At 69.2% G+C, this 17770-nt stretch carries 17 protein-coding genes; 4 read left to right on the forward strand and 13 right to left on the reverse strand.

Annotation, left to right across the window (positions count from 1 at the left end):
• Positions 1-140: 140 nt before the first annotated feature.
• The 5 genes from QM633_RS10745 to QM633_RS10765 form a co-directional block, all read right to left on the reverse strand.
• On the reverse strand, positions 141-1028 hold the full coding sequence (locus QM633_RS10745) for a DUF2510 domain-containing protein (RefSeq protein WP_415153752.1): 888 nt from the start codon (positions 1026-1028) through the stop codon (positions 141-143).
• 80 nt (positions 1029-1108) lie between these two features.
• Positions 1109-1888, reverse strand: coding sequence for a phosphate ABC transporter ATP-binding protein PstB (gene pstB, locus QM633_RS10750; RefSeq protein ID WP_415153753.1), 780 nt, complete (start codon positions 1886-1888; stop codon positions 1109-1111).
• A gap of 12 nt (positions 1889-1900) precedes the next feature.
• Positions 1901-2965 (reverse strand): phosphate ABC transporter permease PstA, encoded by a 1065-nt coding sequence (gene pstA, locus QM633_RS10755; protein WP_415153754.1) that lies wholly within the window; start codon positions 2963-2965, stop codon positions 1901-1903.
• The gene (gene pstC / locus QM633_RS10760) at positions 2965-3951 is read right to left on the reverse strand and encodes a phosphate ABC transporter permease subunit PstC (RefSeq protein WP_415153755.1); all 987 of its coding nucleotides are present in this window, start codon (positions 3949-3951) and stop codon (positions 2965-2967) included. Before pstC ends, pstA begins: the two co-directional genes overlap by 1 nt.
• Positions 3952-4051: 100 nt before the next feature.
• The gene (locus QM633_RS10765; protein ID WP_415153756.1) at positions 4052-5149 is read right to left on the reverse strand and encodes a phosphate ABC transporter substrate-binding protein PstS; all 1098 of its coding nucleotides are present in this window, start codon (positions 5147-5149) and stop codon (positions 4052-4054) included.
• A 233-nt stretch (positions 5150-5382) separates the two neighbouring features.
• On the opposite strand from QM633_RS10765, the gene QM633_RS10770 reads away from it, so the two are divergent.
• Positions 5383-6414: a LacI family DNA-binding transcriptional regulator gene (locus QM633_RS10770; RefSeq protein WP_415153757.1), complete on the forward strand. Its 1032-nt coding sequence runs from the start codon at positions 5383-5385 to the stop codon at positions 6412-6414.
• 55 nt (positions 6415-6469) lie between these two features.
• On the opposite strand, the gene QM633_RS10775 is transcribed toward QM633_RS10770, so the two are convergent.
• From QM633_RS10775 to QM633_RS10810, 8 genes are all read right to left on the reverse strand, one after another.
• On the reverse strand, positions 6470-7360 hold the full coding sequence (locus QM633_RS10775; RefSeq protein WP_415153758.1) for an NUDIX hydrolase: 891 nt from the start codon (positions 7358-7360) through the stop codon (positions 6470-6472).
• A 3-nt stretch (positions 7361-7363) separates the two neighbouring features.
• Complete coding sequence (locus tag QM633_RS10780) at positions 7364-9481, reverse strand: RNA degradosome polyphosphate kinase (protein ID WP_415153759.1); 2118 nt, start codon at positions 9479-9481, stop codon at positions 7364-7366.
• Positions 9478-10350 (reverse strand): mycothiol synthase, encoded by an 873-nt coding sequence (gene mshD / locus QM633_RS10785; protein ID WP_415153760.1) that lies wholly within the window; start codon positions 10348-10350, stop codon positions 9478-9480. The genes QM633_RS10780 and mshD overlap by 4 nt, the downstream gene beginning before the upstream one ends.
• A gap of 202 nt (positions 10351-10552) precedes the next feature.
• Positions 10553-11227 (reverse strand): response regulator transcription factor, encoded by a 675-nt coding sequence (locus QM633_RS10790; RefSeq protein ID WP_415153761.1) that lies wholly within the window; start codon positions 11225-11227, stop codon positions 10553-10555.
• A gap of 89 nt (positions 11228-11316) precedes the next feature.
• On the reverse strand, positions 11317-11748 hold the full coding sequence (dtd, locus tag QM633_RS10795; protein ID WP_415153762.1) for a D-aminoacyl-tRNA deacylase: 432 nt from the start codon (positions 11746-11748) through the stop codon (positions 11317-11319).
• A gap of 22 nt (positions 11749-11770) precedes the next feature.
• A complete protein-coding gene (locus QM633_RS10800) occupies positions 11771-13072 on the reverse strand; it encodes a hypothetical protein (protein ID WP_415153763.1) in 1302 nt (433 codons plus the stop codon).
• A 207-nt stretch (positions 13073-13279) separates the two neighbouring features.
• The gene (locus QM633_RS10805; protein ID WP_415153764.1) at positions 13280-13936 is read right to left on the reverse strand and encodes a response regulator; all 657 of its coding nucleotides are present in this window, start codon (positions 13934-13936) and stop codon (positions 13280-13282) included.
• Complete coding sequence (locus QM633_RS10810; RefSeq protein WP_415153765.1) at positions 13885-14817, reverse strand: sensor histidine kinase; 933 nt, start codon at positions 14815-14817, stop codon at positions 13885-13887. The genes QM633_RS10805 and QM633_RS10810 overlap by 52 nt, the downstream gene beginning before the upstream one ends.
• A 901-nt stretch (positions 14818-15718) precedes the next feature.
• Here QM633_RS10810 and QM633_RS10815 point away from each other — a divergent pair.
• The 3 genes from QM633_RS10815 (at position 15719) to QM633_RS10825 (ending at position 17745) form a co-directional block, all read left to right on the forward strand.
• Positions 15719-16075 carry a hypothetical protein gene (locus QM633_RS10815; RefSeq protein WP_415153766.1) on the forward strand — a complete coding sequence of 119 codons (357 nt, stop codon included), beginning with the start codon at positions 15719-15721 and terminating at the stop codon, positions 16073-16075.
• A gap of 94 nt (positions 16076-16169) precedes the next feature.
• Entirely contained in the window at positions 16170-17462 is a 1293-nt protein-coding gene (locus QM633_RS10820; RefSeq protein ID WP_415153767.1) for a glycosyltransferase 87 family protein, read from the forward strand.
• Between the two features lie 22 nt (positions 17463-17484).
• Positions 17485-17745, forward strand: coding sequence for a hypothetical protein (locus QM633_RS10825; protein ID WP_415153768.1), 261 nt, complete (start codon positions 17485-17487; stop codon positions 17743-17745).
• Positions 17746-17770: the final 25 nt, after the last annotated feature.

A 17770-nucleotide genomic window follows, 5' to 3' on the forward strand; every position in this document is an offset into this window, starting at 1 on the left:
CCTCCGCAGGGCCGCCGCGGCCGACCCGGCCCTGGCCGCCCGGGTCGGCGAGTCCGCAGCCCGGGTGCTGGCGCTGAAGGCGTCCCTCGGCCTCACCAGCTGCGCCTGAGCGATCCGGACCCAGCCGCAGGGCGGCCTGGCTACTGCACCTGCAGCTCGGACATGGCCGTTCTGGCGTCCGGAACCAGGTCGGGGAGGGTGTCGGGGATCGAGGCGTAGAACAGGCTGTAGTCGTCGTCGCCGGTCTGGACGACCAGGAGGAGCACCCGCTCGCCCTTCGCGTTCAGGCCGGGGATGTCGAAGCTGAGCTGGGTCTCGATCAGCCAGCCGGTGTGGCCGTCGACGTTGTGCTGGCCACTGCTGATCTGCTCCGGCGTGACGACGGTGTTGGCGTAGTAGGTGCCCAGCACGCAGTTCAGCACGGTGTCGGCCGCCACCTTGGTGCTGGCGAAGCCGTCACCGACGTACAGGTCGCTGACCAGGATGCTGGCGACCCAGCTGTGGCCCTCCCCGTCGTAGTTGTCCTGGTCGGTGACCTCCTGGATCATCGCCAGTGAGCCCCAGGGGACGCGGTTGTCCCACCCGGTCTCCCACGGGGAGTCGAGAGCGGGGTAGGCGAGCTTTCCGCCGGTGATCCACCCGGAGTTGGGGTCCGCCGTCGCGGTGGGGGTGCTGTCGGACGCCGGCGGGCAGATGTTCGGCGTGCTCGAGCTGCTCGGGCCGTTGCCGGTGATGTCGGGAATCCCGGGGACGCTGCCGCCCAGGCTCTGGATGACCAGGACGATCGCGACGACCACGGCGAGGAGCGCGGCACCACCCGCCACCCACCAGCCGGTGGACCGGCGACGCGAGCCCTGGTACCCGCCGGCCTGCGGTCCCGCGGTGGGCTGCGCGGAGCCGGGCCCGTCCGGGGGCGGCGTCCCCTGCGGGTTCGGCGTGACGGACGCCGTCCACGCGCTCCCGGTCCACCACCGGTACAGACCGGGCTGGCCGCCCGGATCCGGATACCACCCTGCGCTGCTGCTCACGCGCCGATCCTAGGCGACGACCTTGTGAGCCGCCCGGCCGGCCCGCGCCACGGCATGAAGGAGGCCTCCGGGGGCGTCGGTCAGCCGAAGCGGCCGGAGATGTAGTCCTCGGTGGCCTGCACGTCGGGGGCGGAGAAGATCTTGTCGGTCGGGCCGGACTCGATCAGCTTGCCCGGTGAGCCGGTGCCGGCGATGTTGAAGAACGCCGTCACGTCGGAGACGCGCGCGGCCTGCTGCATGTTGTGGGTGACGATGACGATCGTGTACTGCTCCTTGAGCTCGCCGATCAGGTCCTCGATGGCCAGGGTGGAGATCGGGTCGAGCGCGGAGCACGGCTCGTCCATCAGCAGCACCTGGGGCTGCATGGCGATCGCGCGGGCGATGCAGAGCCGCTGCTGCTGGCCGCCGGACAGCCCCGACCCGGGCAGCTCGAGCCGGTTCTTGACCTCCTCCCACAGGTTGGCTCCGCGCAGCGAGCGCTCCACGAGCTCCTCCTGCTGGCCCTTCGGCATCCGCTGGTTGTTCAGCGTGACCCCGGCCAGCACGTTCTCCTTGATCGACATCGTCGGGAACGGGTTGGGCCGCTGGAACACCATGCCGACCTGTCGGCGCACCCGCACCGGGTCGACGCCCGCGCCGTACAGGTTCTCCCCGTCCAGCAGCACCTCGCCCTCGACGTGGGCGCCGGGGATGACCTCGTGCATGCGGTTCAGCGTCCGCAGGAAGGTCGACTTGCCGCAGCCGGACGGGCCGATGAACGCGGTCACCGAGCGCGGCTCGATGGTCATCGTCACGTCCTCGACGGCGCGGAAGCTGCCGTAGTAGACGTTCAGGTCGGTGGTTTCAATGCGCTTGGACATCGTGCTCTCTTCTCAGCGTCCGGTCTTGGGTGCGAAGCGGCTGGCGACCAGCCGCCCGACGAGGTTCAGGATCATCACGATCAGGATCAGGGTGAGCGCCCCGGCCCACGCGCGGTCCCAGTAGACCTGGAACTCGGTTCCGGGCCGGGCGTAGGAGTCGTAGACGAAGACCGGCAGGGTCATCATCGGATTGGCGAACGGGTTGTTGTTCACCGACGCGGTGAAGCCCGCGGCGATCAGCAGGGGGGCGGTCTCGCCGATCACCCTCGCCACGGCGAGGATGACGCCCGAGACCAGGCCGGAGATGGCGGTCGGGAGCACCACCCGCAGGATCGTCAGCCACTTCGGCACGCCGAGGGCCAGCGATGCCTCGCGCAGCTCGTTGGGGACCAGGCGCAGGATCTCCTCGCTCGAGCGCACCACGACCGGGATCATCAGCACCGACAGCGCGAGGCTGCCCGAGAATGCGCTCTTGGTGCCGGCCCCGAACAGCAGGCCCATCAGCGAGTAGGCGGCGAGGCCCGCGACGATCGACGGGATGCCCGTCATGACGTCGACGAAGAAGGTGATCGACTTCGCGAGCCGTCCGCCGCGTCCGTACTCGGACAGGTAGATCGAGGTGAGCAGGCCGATCGGCACCGAGATCAGGCTGGCCATGCCGGTCACCCACAGGGTGCCGTAGATGGCATGGACGGCGCCGCCGCCGGGGCCGACGACATTGCGCATCGACTGGGTGAAGAAGCCGAGGTCGAAGCGGACGACGCCCTTGCTGATCGCTTCCCACGACACCGAGACCAGCGGGACCAGGGCCAGCAGGAACGCGCCGGTGACCAGGGTGGTGGCGCGCCGGTCGGAGGCCTGTCGGGAGCCTTCGACGACGCGGGCGGCCACCTCCATCACCACGAGGTAGATCACGAAGCTGAGCACGGCGGCCAGGCCGAGGTTGCCACCACCGGCGAGCGTGGCCACGGCGACCGCCACCAGCAGGCTCGCCACGATGGCAACCGGAACGGTGTACCTGGGCAGCCGGCCGGCCGTGAGCGCTTCGGCGGGAAGCGCCCGGGTGAGCGTGGACATCAGTTGGCTCCTGAGTACTCGGCGCGACGCGCGACGATCCAGCGGGCGATCATGTTCACCGCGAGGGTGATCAGGAACAGCACCAGGCCGGCGGCGATCAGCTGGTTGTTCTTCAGCCCGTAGGCCTCGGCGAAGTTCTGGGCGATCTGCGCGGCGATCGAGTTCGGGTTCTCCGAGGTCAGCACCTCGAAGGTGATGTTGCGTCCGCCCGAGAGCACCATCGAGACCGCCATGGTCTCGCCCAGCGCGCGGCCGAGGCCGAGCATGACCGCGGCGATGATGCCGGGTCGGGCGAACGGCAGCACGGCCATCTTGATCATCTCCCAGCGGGTGGCGCCGAGCGCCAGGGCGGCCTCCTCGTGCAGCTTGGGGGTCTGCAGGAACACCTCGCGGCACAGGCTGGTGATGATCGGCAGGACCATCGTCGCCAGCACCATGGCCGCGGTCAGGATCGTCCGGCCGGTGCCGGAGACCTTGCCGGAGAACAGGGGGATGAAGCCGAGGTTGGCGTTCAGCCACACGTAGAGCGACTGGACGGCGGTGGCGAGCACCTGGGAGCCCCACAGGCCGAACACGACGGACGGGACGGCGGCCAGCAGGTCGATCACGTAGCCCAACGGCTGCGCGAGCCGGCGCGGCGCGTAGTGGGAGATGAACAGCGCGATCCCGATCGACACCGGGACGGCCATCAGCAGCGCGAGCACCGCCGACCAGATGGTGCCGAAAGCGTAGGGCAGCACCCACGGCAGGAACTCCCCGTACCCCTGCGAGATCAGCTTCGCCGGGTCGGCGAACAGCGCGGGAGCACCCTGGATGAGGAGGAAGGCGGCCACCGTGGCCAGGATGGCCAGGATCAGCACCCCGGCGCCGACGGCCAGGCCACGGAACACCGACTCACCGGGACGCCTCGGGTCCGGAGCGTCCCCGTTGCGGGGCTCCGGCTGGCCGGGCGCGGTCGCTGGTTCCCCGGAAACCTGCTGGGTCATCGGCTCGTCCTGCTTTCTGCGGGCTGCTGACAATGTACGTGGCGGGGCGGCGCCGGTGGGACCACTGGCGCCGCCCACGGGTGGGGTCACTGGGTTCAGCTCACTTGACCGAGTCGATGGCGGTCTTGACCTTGGCCTGCAGTGCGCTCGACAGCGGGGCGGAGCCGGCGGCCTCAGCGGCAGCGGACTGGCCAGCGGCCGAGGCGATGTAGGAGACGTAGCTCTTCACCAGGGACCCGACGGAGGAGTCCGCGTAGGTCTGGCAGACGATCGCGTAGGAGACGAGCACCGCCGGGTACACCCCGTCGACCGTGCGGTTCAGGGTGTAGGCGAGGTCGTTGGCGTCACGGCCGGCGATCGTCGAGGAGTTGTCCAGGATCTCGGCGGCCGACTCCGCGGACGGCTTGAGGGTCTTGCCGCCGATCAGCAGGCCGGCGATGCCGAGCTTGCCGGCCGCGGACTCGTCGGCGTAGCCGATCGTGTTCGTGCCGCTGGTGACGGCCTGGACGACGCCGGAGGTGCCATTGGCCGCCTCGCCGCCGAAGTCGGCGGGGAAGGTGTCGGCGGCGGGCGCCGTCCACACGTTCGGGGCGATCTTGTTCAGGGTGTCGGTGAAGTTGTTCGTCGTGCCCGAGTCGTCAGCGCGGTGGACGGCCGTGATGTCCGCGTTGGGCAGCTTGGCGTCGGGATTGGTCTTCGCGATGGCCGCGTCGTTCCACTTGGTGATCTTGCCGGCGAAGATGCCGGCGAGGGTGTCGGGGTCGAGAGTGAGCTCGTCCACACCCTCGACGTTGAAGATCACCGCGATCGGGGAGACGTAGACCGGCAGGTTGAGCGCGTTGGAGTCGGCGGCGCAGCCGGCGAACTTGCCCGCGCCCATCTCCTCGTCCTTGAACGGACGGTCGGAGCCGGCGAAGTTGGCCGCGCCGGCGATGAAGGCGGAGCGCCCGGCGCCTGAGCCGTCCGGGGAGTAGTTCACGGTGATGGAGGAGTTGGCCGTCTGGAAGTCGGCCACCCACTTCTCCTGCGCGGCCTTCTGGGAGCTCGCGCCCACGCCGGTGAGGGTGCCGCTGGCAGCCCCGTTCGAGCCGGTGTTGGCGGACGGGCCGGCGGCAGGGGTCTCGTTGGTCGCACAGCCGGCGAATGCCAGGGCGGTCGCGGTGACCAGGACTGCGGCGGCGATCGGCTTGATTCTCACGCTTTTCCTTCGACTTCGATGGGTACACAGGCGAGCGGTTGCTCTGCCGCCGACAGTAGGGAGCCTTTCTGACCGGACCGGGTCGGAGGGGTGAACGCCGGGTGAACGGCGGCGGAGGCTTTCCCCACGGCGGCGTGTCCGCCCCGGGACTGCGGGACGAGGCGGGACGGATCTCGGGGGCGCGCGCGGCGGCGGCCGGTCTGTGGCGCTGGGGGTGTAATACGCTAACACCCATGAACGACGTCGTTGCGGGCGGCGTTTCGGGGAACCGGGCAGCGACGCTCACGGACGTCGCGCGGATGGCCGGTGTCTCCACGATGACGGTCTCCCGCGTGATCAACGGGCACGCGAAGGTGGCCGCGGGGACGCGAGCCCGCGTTCGCGAGGCGATGGAGGCCCTCGACTACCGGCCGAACATGCTGGCTCGAGGCCTGGCGAGCGGCCGGTCCCGCAGCATCGGCGTCCTCACCGTCGACACGACGCTGTACGGCCCGCGGGCGGCGCTGGGCGGCATCGAGAAGGCCGCCAGCGCGCGGGACTACTCGGTGACGATCACGCACCTGACCCAGCCCGACCGGACCGCCGTCGAGACCGGGGTGAACCTGCTGCGGTCACGGTCCGCGGACGGGGTGATCCTGCTCCAGCCGTTGATGTCGGAGGCCGCGCTGTTCGACCGTTCGCCCGACCTGCCGCTGGTCGCGATCCACGCCGGCGTCCCCGGCCAGTACCCGCTGGTGACCGTCGACAACCGCAGGGGAGCGCAGCAGGCGACCGCGCACCTGCTCGGGTTGGGCCACCGCACGGTGTGGCACATCTCCGGTCCCGAGGACTGGTACGAGAGCGCGGAACGTGTGCGGGGCTGGCGGGAGGCCCTGGCCGGCGCGGGGGCGCCTGAGGCGCCGCAGGTCGCCGGCGACTGGTCGGCGGCGTCGGGCTACGCGGCGGCGTGCGAGGTGTTGGCGCATCCCGGCGTGACGGCGATCTTCGTCGCGAACGACGCGATGGCGCTCGGCGCGTTGCACGCGATGCACGAACTCGGGCTGCGCTGCCCCGAGGACGTCAGCCTGGTCGGCTTCGACGACGATCCCGAAGCGGAGTTCTTCAGCCCCGGCCTGACCACCATCCGCCAGGACTTCGACGAGATCGGACGGCTGAGTGTCGGCCTCCTGCTCGATCTGATCGAGACCGGGGCGCCGTCCACCCAGCACCTGGTCCTTGAGCCCCGGCTGGTGGTCCGCGGCAGCGCCGCACCGCCGTCCGCCTGAGGAACGGCCGAGGCGGGCTCCGGCCCGCGGAGCGACCCGGGCAGAGGCTTCCCGGTCAGATCCTGGGCTTGTGGAACTCGACGGCGACGACGTCGGCGTCCGGGCCGAGGTGGGCCACGACCGCTGCCCCCGGCTGGAGCGACCGGGCCGGGACGCCGATCGCCTCCAGCATCAGCGGGAGCACCGGACGGTGACCGCAGATCGCCGTCGGCACGCCGTCGGCCGCGGTCTGCTTCACCAGCCGTCTCATCAGCGTCGAGACGGCCTTGGCGTCCTTGGCCGCCTGCTCCTCGGACAGGGTCGTCCAGCCGTCCACCTCGAGCCGCTGCGCCTTGGCGTAGGGCTGCAGTGTCTTCTGGCACCGCACGGACGTCGAGGACGCCAGCTTGCGCACCCCGTACGCCTCCAGGAGCGGGACCAGCAGCCGGCTCTGCCTGCGTCCCCGTTCGTCCAGTGGACGGGCCTGGTCTCGTCCGGACCAGTTCGCGCGCAGCATGGCCTTCGCGTGCCGCACCACCACCAGCGGGGTGGACGTCGGCATCTCCATCGCCTGCTGCAGTACCGGCCGCTCGTCGTGGTAGGTGATCACATCCATGGCGAGGGCGACCGGGAGCCAGGCCACCTCGTCGACCTCGTCGTCGGGCGCGTGCCGGCGCTCCTTCACCGCGGACGCCCGCCAGTAGTAGACCTTCTTGGCGCCGTTGTCGACCGGATATCCGATCGGGTCCAGCGGCACGCCCAGTTCGACCGTGACCGCGGTCTCCTCGCGGGTCTCCCGCACCGCGCAGCCGGGCAGGTACTCGTCGGCCATGATCTTGCCCTTGGGAAGGCTCCAGTCGCGGTAGCGGGGACGGTGCACGAGCAGGACCTCCTGCTGGCCGTCCGCACCGGTGCGGAGCGCGACCGTGCCGGCGGCGGTGATCCGCTTGGTCGGATTGCTCGCCATCGCCTACCGCTCGACGGCCCGGCGCTGGCCCATGGTCGCGATCAGGTGCTCCTGGATGTCCAGCAGCGGCTCCCCGGCGGCGTCCAGCGTGCGCTGTGTCCACGTGTCGCCCTCGAGCCACCACGACGCGGTGGCCTCGTCGAAGGCGAGGTCGAACAGGCCCTCGATCTGCGCGATGTGCCGGGGGTTGTTCAGCCCGACGATCACCTCGACCCGGCGATCGAGGTTGCGGTGCATCAGGTCGGAGGAGCCGATCCCGACCCGCGGGTCGCCGCCGTTCGCGAACCAGAACAGCCGGCTGTGCTCGAGGAAGCGGCCCAGGATGCTGCGGACCCTGATGTTCTCGCTCAGCCCCGGCACGCCCGGACGGACGGTGCAGATGCCGCGCACCCACAGGTCGACCGGCACGCCGGCCTGGGACGCGCGGTACAGAGCGTCCGTCACTGCCTCGTCGACGACCGAGTTGACCTTGATCCGTACCCCGGCGGGCAGCCCCTTCCTGTGGTTGAGGATCTCGGTGTTGATGTTCTCGACGAGGCCGCGCCGGACGCCGTGGGGCGCCACCAGGAGGCGCTTGTAGTGGGTCTCCTGCGCCATCCCGGACAGGTGGTTGAACAGCCGGGCGACATCGTCGGTGATCACGGTGTTCGAGGTCAGCAGGCCCATGTCCTCGTACATCCGGGCGGTCTTCGGGTTGTAGTTGCCGGTGCCGATGTGCACGTAGCGGCGCAGCCCGGCCGGCTCCTCGCGGACCACCAGGGACAGCTTGCAGTGGGTCTTCAGCCCGAGCATGCCGTAGACGACGTGACAGCCGGCCTTCTCCAGCTTGCGCGCCCAGGCGATGTTGGCCTGCTCGTCGAAGCGGGCCTTGATCTCGACGAGGGCGAGCACCTGCTTGCCCGCCTGTGCGGCCTCGACCAGGGCGTCGATGATCGGGCTGTCACCCGAGGTGCGGTACAGCGTCTGCTTGATCGCCAGCACGGCCGGGTCGGCGGCTGCCTGCTCGATGAACCGCTGGACGGAGGTCGCGAACGAGTCGTACGGATGGTGGAGCAGCACCTCGCGGTTCTTCAGGGCCGCGAACAGGTCCGCGGGCTGGGCGGTCTCGACCTCGGCCAGTTCCGGGTGGGTCTTGGGCAGGAAGGACGGGTACAGCAGCGCCTCACGGTCGAGGTCGGCGATCGAGAACAGCCCGCGCAGGTCCAGCGGGCTCGGCACCCGGAAGACCTCCTTCTCGCTGATGTCGAGTTCGCTGACCAGCAGGTCGAGCATCACCTCGTCGATGTCGTCCTCGACCTCGAGGCGCACCGGCGGGCGTCCGATCTTGCGGCGCAGGAGTTCCTTCTCCAGGGCGAACAGCAGGTTCTCCGCGTCGTCCTCCTCGACCTCCACGTCCTCGTTGCGGGTGACCCGGAAGGTGCTGTGGCCGAGGATCTGCATGCCGGAGAAGAGCTGGTCGAGATGGCGGGCGATCACGTCCTCCAGCGGGACGAAGCGGCCGCCGCCCAGCGGAACGAACCGGGACAGGATCGTGGGCACCTTCACCCGCGCGAACTGGCGCACCCCGGTGACCGGGTTGCGCAGCAGCACCGCGAGGTTCACGCTCAGGCCGGAGATGTAGGGGAACGGGTGCGAGGGGTCGACGGCCAGCGGGGTGAGGACGGGGAAGATCCGGTTCTCGAAGAGGTCGGTCATCTGCCGGCGCTCGTCCTCGGTGAGCTCGTCCCAGCGCAGGATCCGGATGTCGTGCTCGGCGAGCGCAGGCCGGATCTCCTCGGCGAACACGCGCGCCTGCTCGCTGACCAGCTCGCGGGTGCGGGACAGGATCGCGTCGTGCAGTTCCCTGGGCATCAGGCCCGAGCTGCTGGCCACGGCCACGCCGGCTGCGAGCCGGCGCTTGAGACCCGCGACCCGGACCATGAAGAACTCGTCCAGGTTCGAGGAGAAGATCGCCAGGAACTTCGCCCGCTCCAGCAGCGGGACGCGCTTCGCGTCCTTGGCCAGGTCGAGCACGCGGTTGTTGAAGGCGAGCCACGACAGCTCCCGGTCGGAGAACCGATCGGCAGGAAGGTCGGCGCCGTCCAGCTCGAAGGTGTCCTCTTCCTCGTCGACGGACGTCATGGCTGCTCCTGCTTCTGCACGGATCCGTGCTCGGGCGCGTAGAGGACGTCGCGGTGAGCGACGCGGAACCCCGCGCTTTCGTACATTCTTACCGCTACCGGCTCGGCCATGTCGACGTACAGCAGGACGTGGTCAGCACCGCGGCTGCGCAGATGGGCCAGACCGGCCTGGAGCAGCACTGTTCCGTAGCCCCTGCCCTGCGCGCGGGGGGCCACCCCGACCACGTACACCTCGCCGGTGCCGGCGTCCTGCCGCTTGGTCCAGTGGAAGCCGGCCAGTCCCTCGGCATCGACGCCGAGAATGAGCCCGTCGGGGTCGAACCACGGCTCCGCGGTGCGGGCGGCCAGGCCGTGCGCGTCCAGCGCCCCCTGCTCCGGATGGTGGGCGAACGCGGCGGCGTTGACGGCCAGCAGTGCGTCCGCGTCTGCGTCGGTGTAGCCGCGCAGCGTGAGCCCGTCGGGAACCGCCGGCGGTTCGACGCCGGCCAGGCCGCGCTCCATGATCAGCAGGCCCCGACGGGGAGCCAGGCCGAGGGCGGACGCGAGGCCCTGCGCGGGCGGGAGATCGCCGAAGGCCCAGACCGCCCAGTCGTGCCCGTGGTCCGCGGCGAGCCGGCCGAGCAGCCCGCGCCCGATCCCGTGGCCCCGGTGCGCCGGATCGACCACCAGCTGCGCCGTTCGGTAGCCGGGGTGCCACTGCAGGTAGCCGCGCGGCTCGTCGTCGTGGTCGAGCAGGTGCCCGGCCGACGCGTCGCCGAGAGCGAAGTGCGCCTCCTCGTTGAGCGGTGGCGTCCCGTCGGCCGCCGCCGCGCGTCCGGCGAGGGCCAGCACCTGCTGGGCCTGGGTCGCGGTGAGTCGATTCGTCCACACGTCTGTCAGGCTAGCCGCCGACATGGACGCCGCGACGAGCGACCGGTCGACGAGGCCGGAGTCCCCGGTCCCGGTTCGCGCCGTTCCTGCTCCCGAAAAGCGGCCGTGCTCCCCGCATTCCGGGAGCCAGGCCGCGTTTCGGGGGCACACCGGCCGGGTGGGACGGATGGGAGGAGCCCGTGGGACCAGAGAGCGGAGTGGCTCAGCGGCGGGCGGTGTCGGGGGAGAACCGGTAGCCGACGTTGCGGACGGTGCCGATCAGCGCCTCGTGCTCGGGGCCGAGCTTGGCCCGCAGCCGCCGGACGTGGACGTCCACCGTCCGCGTGCCGCCGTAGTAGTCGTAGCCCCAGACGTCGGCGAGCAGGTGCTCCCGGCTGAAGACACGTCCGGGATGCTGCACGAGGTACTTCAGCAGCTCGAACTCGGTGTAGGTGAGGTCGAGGGGCTCGCCGTTCAGCATCACCGAGTACGCGGCGTCGTCGATCACGATGCCGCCGGCGGAGATCAGCCCGTCGTTGGCCGTCGAACTCACCAGCAGCCGGATCCTGGCCTCGAACTCGGCGGGACCGGCCGACTCCAGGACCAGGTCGGACAGACCCCAGTCGGCGGCCACGGCCGCCATGCCGCTCTCCTTGAGCACGAGCAGGAGCGGGACGGTCGAACCGGAGGACTGGAACAGCCGAGCCATCATCCTGGCCCCGGCGAGGTCGGCACGCCCGTCCAGGACGACGAGATCGGACCGGGCGGACTCGGTGAGGGCCTGGGTATCGGCGGCGACCCCCAGGATGTCGTGGGACAGCAGGGCGAGCACCGGTAGCGAGCGCTCGGCGGGAGTGCCGCCGGCGACCTCGTTGCTGACCAGCAGAAGTTGCGCCACGTCCACCTCCCGAACGGCTGTCTCAGCGGATGACCAGCGCCAACAATAGTGGCCCGGGGCTCCTGTCGTGCCGGAGCGCTCAGGGACGGCTAGGCATCGACGTCGAGGATCAGGGTCACCGGGCCGTCGTTCAGCAGCGAAACCTCCATGTGCGCGCCGAAGCGTCCGGTCTGTACTTCGGCGCCCCTGCGGCGGAGCGCGTCCACATAGGCCTCGACTAGGGGTTCGCTGACCGCGCCGGGCGCCGCGGCGTTCCATGACGGGCGCCGGCCTTTGCGGGTGTCGGCGTACAGCGTGAATTGGCTGACCACGAGAAGGGGTGCGCCGAGGTCGGCGCAGCTGCGTTCACCGTCGAGGATCCGCAGGTGCCAGGTCTTCTCCGCCAGCCGGTCGGCGATCCCTGCGGAGTCGGTGTGGGTGACCCCCAGCAGGACGAGCAGGCCGGGCGTCCGGATCGCGCCGACGATCTCGCCGTCGACGCTCACGCTGGCCCGACCGACCCTCTGCACCACTGCTCGCACGGCTCCATCCAACCATCGCTGGTCACCCGGACCCGGCCGTGAGGTTCGTGGTGCCGTCGGGCCCGACGCGGTAGGTCTGGCCCCGGGGCGAGGTCCACCGGAAGACGCCGGGGCGGGGCTGGTCGAGCGTCCAGCCGGCGTGGGTCTTGCCGCGGTGCGCCCGTCGGGTGAGCGGGCCGAGGTTGGACGGCCGGGTCTGTCCCGGCGTTCCCCCGACGTAGGCGACGGTGTGGTCCAGATCGCAGCCGCGTGCCTCTCGCGAGGAGTACGGGAACACCTTGAACCGGTCCCTGGCGAGCACGGACTCCCGGATCGGTTCGGGGATGTGGTAGGCGTCCACGGCCGGTTCGGGAGCGCCGTTGACGTACACCACCGGGGTGAGCCTGATGCGATGGTGGCCGACGAGGTGGCTCAGTTCGTCCACGAGGATCGGGCCGATCTTCTCGACCCGGGCGGGACCGCCGTCCTCGAGCAGGTCGGAGCCGACGTGCACGAACACCTGCGCGGTCGGGGCGTGCCGGCGGCGGCTGGGCTTCTCGGCCCGCTGCGCGGCAGGGGTGGAGTCGTCGACGCCGTCCAGCAGGGCCAGGACGCCTTCGGGGTCGGCCATCCTGCCCAGGGCCCTGGAGCGCACCACGTCGATCGGATCGGGATCACCGGCCTCGACCAGCGCTTTCGTGACCAGCCCGAGCAGGTGCTCGAACGCCTTGACGTCGGCGGTGTCGGCCAGCGCCGACATCCAGGCCAGGGACGGATCCTCCTGCGACACCCCGGTGTGGACGTACCGGGACCGGCGGGACCGGTCGGCGTGGGCGGTGACCTTGGCGGGGGCGACCTGGATGACCGCCGCGCGGAACCGGGCCAGCACCCGCCCCCAGCCCAGCCGGCCCAGGCAGGGCTCGACCAGGCCGTCCACGCGCAGGCATTCGGCGTAGCCGAGGTCGAAGGTGTCCGCGAGTTGGGTCAGTTGCCGGGCCCGCCACAACGGCACCCGGCCGTCGGACATCCCCGTCCATATCGACGGGAACCGGCTGTGCAGGTTCACCACGTCCCGGATCAGGAATGTGGCGCCGGTCACCGAGATGCCCAGCAGCGCGGCGATCTCCAGTGGCAGGCTCTCGTCGACCAGCGGTGTGCCGTCCCCACCGATGCGGACCGGCCGCTGCCCGACCAGCTCGAACTCGTCGCCCTCGAGCCAGTCACCCGCCAGGGCGAGGTCGAGGATGGCCTGCGCCTTCGCAATCTGGGCGGCGGTCTCCGTGGCGACGGCGCTCCGCAGCCGCTCCATCGCCGGAGCCAGGCGCTCGATCACCGTCTCGACCATGAACCCATCCAAACACCCGGCTCTGACATTTCTTCGGCGAAACCGGGCGCATCGACCCTGCTCGTCCGGATGAGAATCCGTGCACAAGAACCGAACGTCTGTCCAGCAGCTCTGGCCGGGTCTGTCATCCTCGTTCGGAGGGAGTCGTGATGTGCGCGCCGCCGTGGCTGCCGACACCTGGGGGCCGTGCACGGCGGACGGATCGAACTAGCGGATGCCCATCTCGTGCGCGCGGACAGCGAGCATGACCCGGTTGCGCGCGGAGAGCTTCGTCATGAGCGCTGCGACGTGGTACTTGACGGTCGAGGTGGTGAGGAACACCTTGGGTGCGATCTCCGCGTTGGTGAACCCTTGCGCGACGAGGCGGAGCACTGCGCGCTCGCCGTCGGTGAGGGTCGTCGCGTCGGGCTGGTCCGACATGGTGGCGATGAGCTCGGTGGCTGGGGCCGACAGGACAGAGAGTCCCGCACCGACCGCACGGATCGAATCGAGCATCGCGGCAACGGGCGTGTCCTTCATGATGAAGCCGGCGGCCCCGGCGCTGATCATGTCGGAGGCCGCCTGTTGGGTGGACACCGAGGTGAGGGCCATGACCTTCGCCGACGGAATCGCATCCCTGATCATTCGTGTGGTCTGGACGCCGTCGGGCTCGGGCATGGCTATGTCGATCAGGAAGACTCCGGGGGGTTCATCCCTGAGTGCATCAAGCGCATCGAGCCCGGTCGGGTACGCTCCGACAACTTCGACCCCGTCGCCCCGTCCCAGGAGTGCAGCGAGGGCGGTGCGGACAAACAGGTCGTCATCAATGATCGCTACCCGGACTGCCGGGTCGCGGGTATCGGGACGAGGACTCTGGCTACCCATTGCGTGCCTTCCTGGCGAGCGGAGAGCTCGCCACCAACCGGAGCGAGGTGTTCCTGCATGCCGATCAGACCGAGCGCAGGGCCGGTTTGCGGCGGACGAGTCTCAGCCACACGGTTGATGAACACTATCTCCAGTGCTGTGTTGGTCGCGCTCACGATGGTTGCGCAAGCGCTGGCCGGCTCGGCGTACCGCTCGATGTTCGCCTCGATCTCGTCGATCACCGGCGCCATGACCTCTGTCACCGTCGAAGGGACGTCTTCGATACTGCCATCGACCGAGAGGGTCACGGTCAGCCCCCGACGTCGAACTCTCTGTGTGAACGACTGCAGTAGCTCGTTCATCGAATCCGGGTGCTCCGTGGCAGTGCCGAGCGAGTGGCCCTCCCGGAGCACGGCCAGCATCCATCGCAGTTCTGTGGCTGTCTGATGGAGATCCAGCGCCACCGACTGCAGCTGTTCTGCTCGTTCGCCCTCCGCCTCGGCCCCAGCCAGCTGCACCGACAGGGTCAGGCGGGTGAGGCTTCTCATCACGGTGTCATGAAGCTGCCTGGCGAGGGCGATGCGCTGCTGGGCCAACCGCAGTTCCGCTGAGTCTCGCTGGGCTTTGACCCGGACCGCAACAGTATCCCCGATCAGCCACACGCCGGCGAACAACACCGCCCAGACGGCGGCGCCGTACACGATCAGGAGGATGTCGTCTGGATAGTCGTGGTGCTGGAGCCCGACGAACAGCAGCAGATAGCCAGCCGTGGTGACATTCCGCCGGGTTCTGTTCCCGGTGATGCTTGCGCTGAGAACCGGGATCAGGGCTGCGTACTCGCCGAATGTGATCCAGTCCCGTGGTGTGACGAGGTAGGTGGCCAGCAAGCCTGCCAGTGCCACGCTCGCCGCCCGTGGCCATCGGACGACACACGCCGCGGTCGCGCTCGCAGCAAGGTCTCGTGCTACTGCCCACGGGTTGCCGGTCCGCCAGCTCACGAGCACGACAACGGCAGCCAGGAGGGCCGACAGCGCGATCTCCAATCGCCCTGGGGCAAGCATGCGCATCGCCCAACTCCTCCGTTCCGTTGCGGACCGACCGGATCGATCCTGCGGCAGGAACGTCGGTAGCCGAAGGGTTGCACCCGTGAGCGTCAGGGTGGCTTCCTGGCGTACAGGCTAGCCATTCGGCTAGGCACCGGTGCCTTTATGTCTAGCCCTTTGGCCAGAACGCAGCGGTGCTCCGATTCCATGCGGCTAGTTCTGGTTGACGCGACGCCGCGATCCCGGGCGGGTACCAAAGACTCCCCGCCATGACGCTTGCGAATAGTCTCCACAGCCATCCCACCTCCCGCATTCGGATTGGTGCCCTAGTCGTCGTGGTCCTGCTTCTGTCTGGACTGGCCGCACCTGAGGCCATGCAGCGCCCGGGAACGCGGCCTCGCCCCAGAACATCTGCACCCTCCTGCCTTCTTGGCCAGGCTGCCCCCACTAGGCCTACCCCTCTGGCCAATTGCCTCGCCAGCAGACCTGGACACCACTGACCCCTTCTGGCCCGCCGTTCAGGAGGCGCAAGGAAACTTGTGCTCGAGGGCAAGGTAGTTCACCCAGATGGGCGATCTTTGCCGCACCGGAATCGGCAAGTGGCTAGCGCCCATCCGCTCAGACCAAACAGGACCGTTTCGTTTCTATGTTGATCAGCGACGCTCCATCCAGCGGACTCTGCCGGCCGGAATCCAGTCGCCCCTGAGTTGAGCGCTCATCCGCGGATGCCCAGCCACAACAAGAGAGGGAGAGGAACATCATGTTGAAGCGAATCCTGGGCGGCATCGTTACGGCCACCGTGGTGGCCGTCGGATCGGCCATCACGATCGCCGCACCGGCCCAAGCATCTCAAGGTCCCTGTGCCACTGGCTACGCGGGTGTCCAGAACCGCAACGGGGACAACACCTGCCACAAGTTCACCAACGACAACTACTGGGATCTGCCGACCGGATACGTCGACTACGTGAACAAGTTCTACAACGCCAGCGGCAAGCGCCTGTGCCTCATCGACTGGAGCAGCGGCTCCAAGGCCTACGTCTTCGTTCTGAGCAACAACAAGACGGCGAGCGTGTGGGGCGACGGTGGCGAGAAGGCCGACGCCATCGGGAACTGCTGAGCGCCCACCCTAGCCGGCCGCGCCACTGGACCCGTCAGTCGGCACGGCCGGCACCGACGAACAGGAGACTGCCATTCCTCCCTTACCCACCCCCTTGTCTCGTCACATCGTCCTCGTTGCCGCGTATCTGGCACTCGCCGCCGCAATCCTGTGGCACATCATCCAGACCGTGATCGACCCGTCGATGCGGTGGACGATGATCGACATGCAGGTCTTCCGGGAAGCCTCGCTGTCGGCGTTCGCAGGCAATGGTGTGTATGACGGCGGCTTCACGTCTGCGTCGCTGCCGTTCCTCTACCCACCCTTTGCTCTTCTCGCGCTCTGGCCCATCGCCGCCATTCCGCTCCTCGCAGCCAAGATTGCGATGAGCGTCATCAATCTCGCTGCCCTGGGGGTGCTGTGTTGGCGATCTGCCGCCAAGACCGTCTCCCGGGTATGGATCCATCCCCTCACCATCGCCTGCGCTGCTGTGCTGCTGGTGAGTGAGCCCATGCAGCAGAACCTGCAGATGGGCCAGGTGAACGCCATCATCGCCGCCATCGCCCTGCTGGACTTCACGCTGCCCGACAACAACCGCTGGAAGGGCGCGCTCACCGGGGCGATGGCAGGGGTCAAGCTCACCCCCGCCCTCCTGGCCGTCTACTATCTCGTCAGCGGGCAACGGCGGGCAGCGCTCAACTCGGGAGCCTCCTTCGTCGCGACGATCGCCCTGTCGTGGGCTCTCTTCCCGCGCAACACGCTCGACTACTGGACCAGCACGGTCTTTCAGAGCCGGATCGGGCCGGCGCACTTGGGCAATCAAGCGCTCCTTGGCGTCACGGACCGAGCCGCCGCCGCCCTCGGCTGGAATCCTCGGCTCGTCGGGTTCGCGTGGGTGATCGTGGTCCTGGGCGTCGTGTTCGGCGCGCTGCGCCAACTTCGTCGCAGCCGGCTCGGCGACGTGGCAACGTTCGGTGCCCTGTCGCTGACGATCCTTCTCGTTTCGCCTCTGTCCTGGACACCGCACTGGATCTCAGCTGCCCCACTGCTCGTATGGGCTGCCTCCAGGCGACCAACGATCAAGTCTGCCGCCGCCGTCCTGCTCGCCGTTGGCTTGGCCCTGTTCGCCTGGCCCGTCGACGGCGTCCCCTCTGGACTGATCTGGTTCGTCTACCCCGGTGGATTCGCCGCCCCGGACGCCCCCTGGTGGCATTCCATCCTCTACTGGACCCTGGGAGCCTTCTACACCATCGGCGGCGTCATCGGGCTGATCGCGATGTGCCGGGCGGCCAGAGCCTCGAGTCGCCCATCAAGCCAGGACAGCGTCCCGTATGGACAAGCACCCCAGGGACGGAGTCGCCGACCTCATGGACGTCTTGACCACCTCGGTGCGGTGGAGTCGACCTGAGATCGTCTGCCTCTGTGGCTCCATGCGGTTTGCGGACGAGATGCGTGCGTCGAACCGTGAACTGACCCTTGCGGGTGTCATCGTCGTCGCGCCAGGAGAGGCGGGCGAGCTGATCACTCACGAACAGAAGACCGCGCTGGATGCCCTCCACCTGCGCAAGATCGACCTGGCCGACAGAGTTCTGATCGTCAACCCGGGCGGGTATGTCGGCGAGTCCACGACCAGGGAGATCGCGTATGCCCGCGCCATCGGCAAGCCCGTCTCGTTCACCGATCCGGCTTGATCAGTAGGCGTTTCGTGGTGCCCGC

The organism is Propionicimonas sp. (assembly GCF_047606205.1).
GTDB lineage: Bacteria > Actinomycetota > Actinomycetes > Propionibacteriales > Propionibacteriaceae > Propionicimonas.

Excerpts from the sequence above, each read along its gene's own strand:
- QM633_RS10800 (WP_415153763.1), bottom strand. The coding sequence starts at position 13,072 with ATGGTCGAGACGGTGATCGAGCGCCTGGCTCCGGCGATGGAGCGGCTG.
- QM633_RS10775 (WP_415153758.1), bottom strand. The coding sequence starts at position 7,360 with ATGGCGAGCAATCCGACCAAGCGGATCACCGCCGCCGGCACGGTCGCG.
- QM633_RS10770 (WP_415153757.1), top strand. The coding sequence starts at position 5,383 with ATGAACGACGTCGTTGCGGGCGGCGTTTCGGGGAACCGGGCAGCGACG.
- QM633_RS10825 (WP_415153768.1), top strand. The coding sequence starts at position 17,485 with ATGCGGTTTGCGGACGAGATGCGTGCGTCGAACCGTGAACTGACCCTT.
- pstA (WP_415153754.1), bottom strand. The coding sequence starts at position 2,965 with ATGTCCACGCTCACCCGGGCGCTTCCCGCCGAAGCGCTCACGGCCGGC.
- QM633_RS10780 (WP_415153759.1), bottom strand. The coding sequence starts at position 9,481 with ATGACGTCCGTCGACGAGGAAGAGGACACCTTCGAGCTGGACGGCGCC.
- pstB (WP_415153753.1), bottom strand. The coding sequence starts at position 1,888 with ATGTCCAAGCGCATTGAAACCACCGACCTGAACGTCTACTACGGCAGC.
- QM633_RS10815 (WP_415153766.1), top strand. The coding sequence starts at position 15,719 with ATGTTGAAGCGAATCCTGGGCGGCATCGTTACGGCCACCGTGGTGGCC.
- pstC (WP_415153755.1), bottom strand. The coding sequence starts at position 3,951 with ATGACCCAGCAGGTTTCCGGGGAACCAGCGACCGCGCCCGGCCAGCCG.
- QM633_RS10805 (WP_415153764.1), bottom strand. The coding sequence starts at position 13,936 with ATGGGTAGCCAGAGTCCTCGTCCCGATACCCGCGACCCGGCAGTCCGG.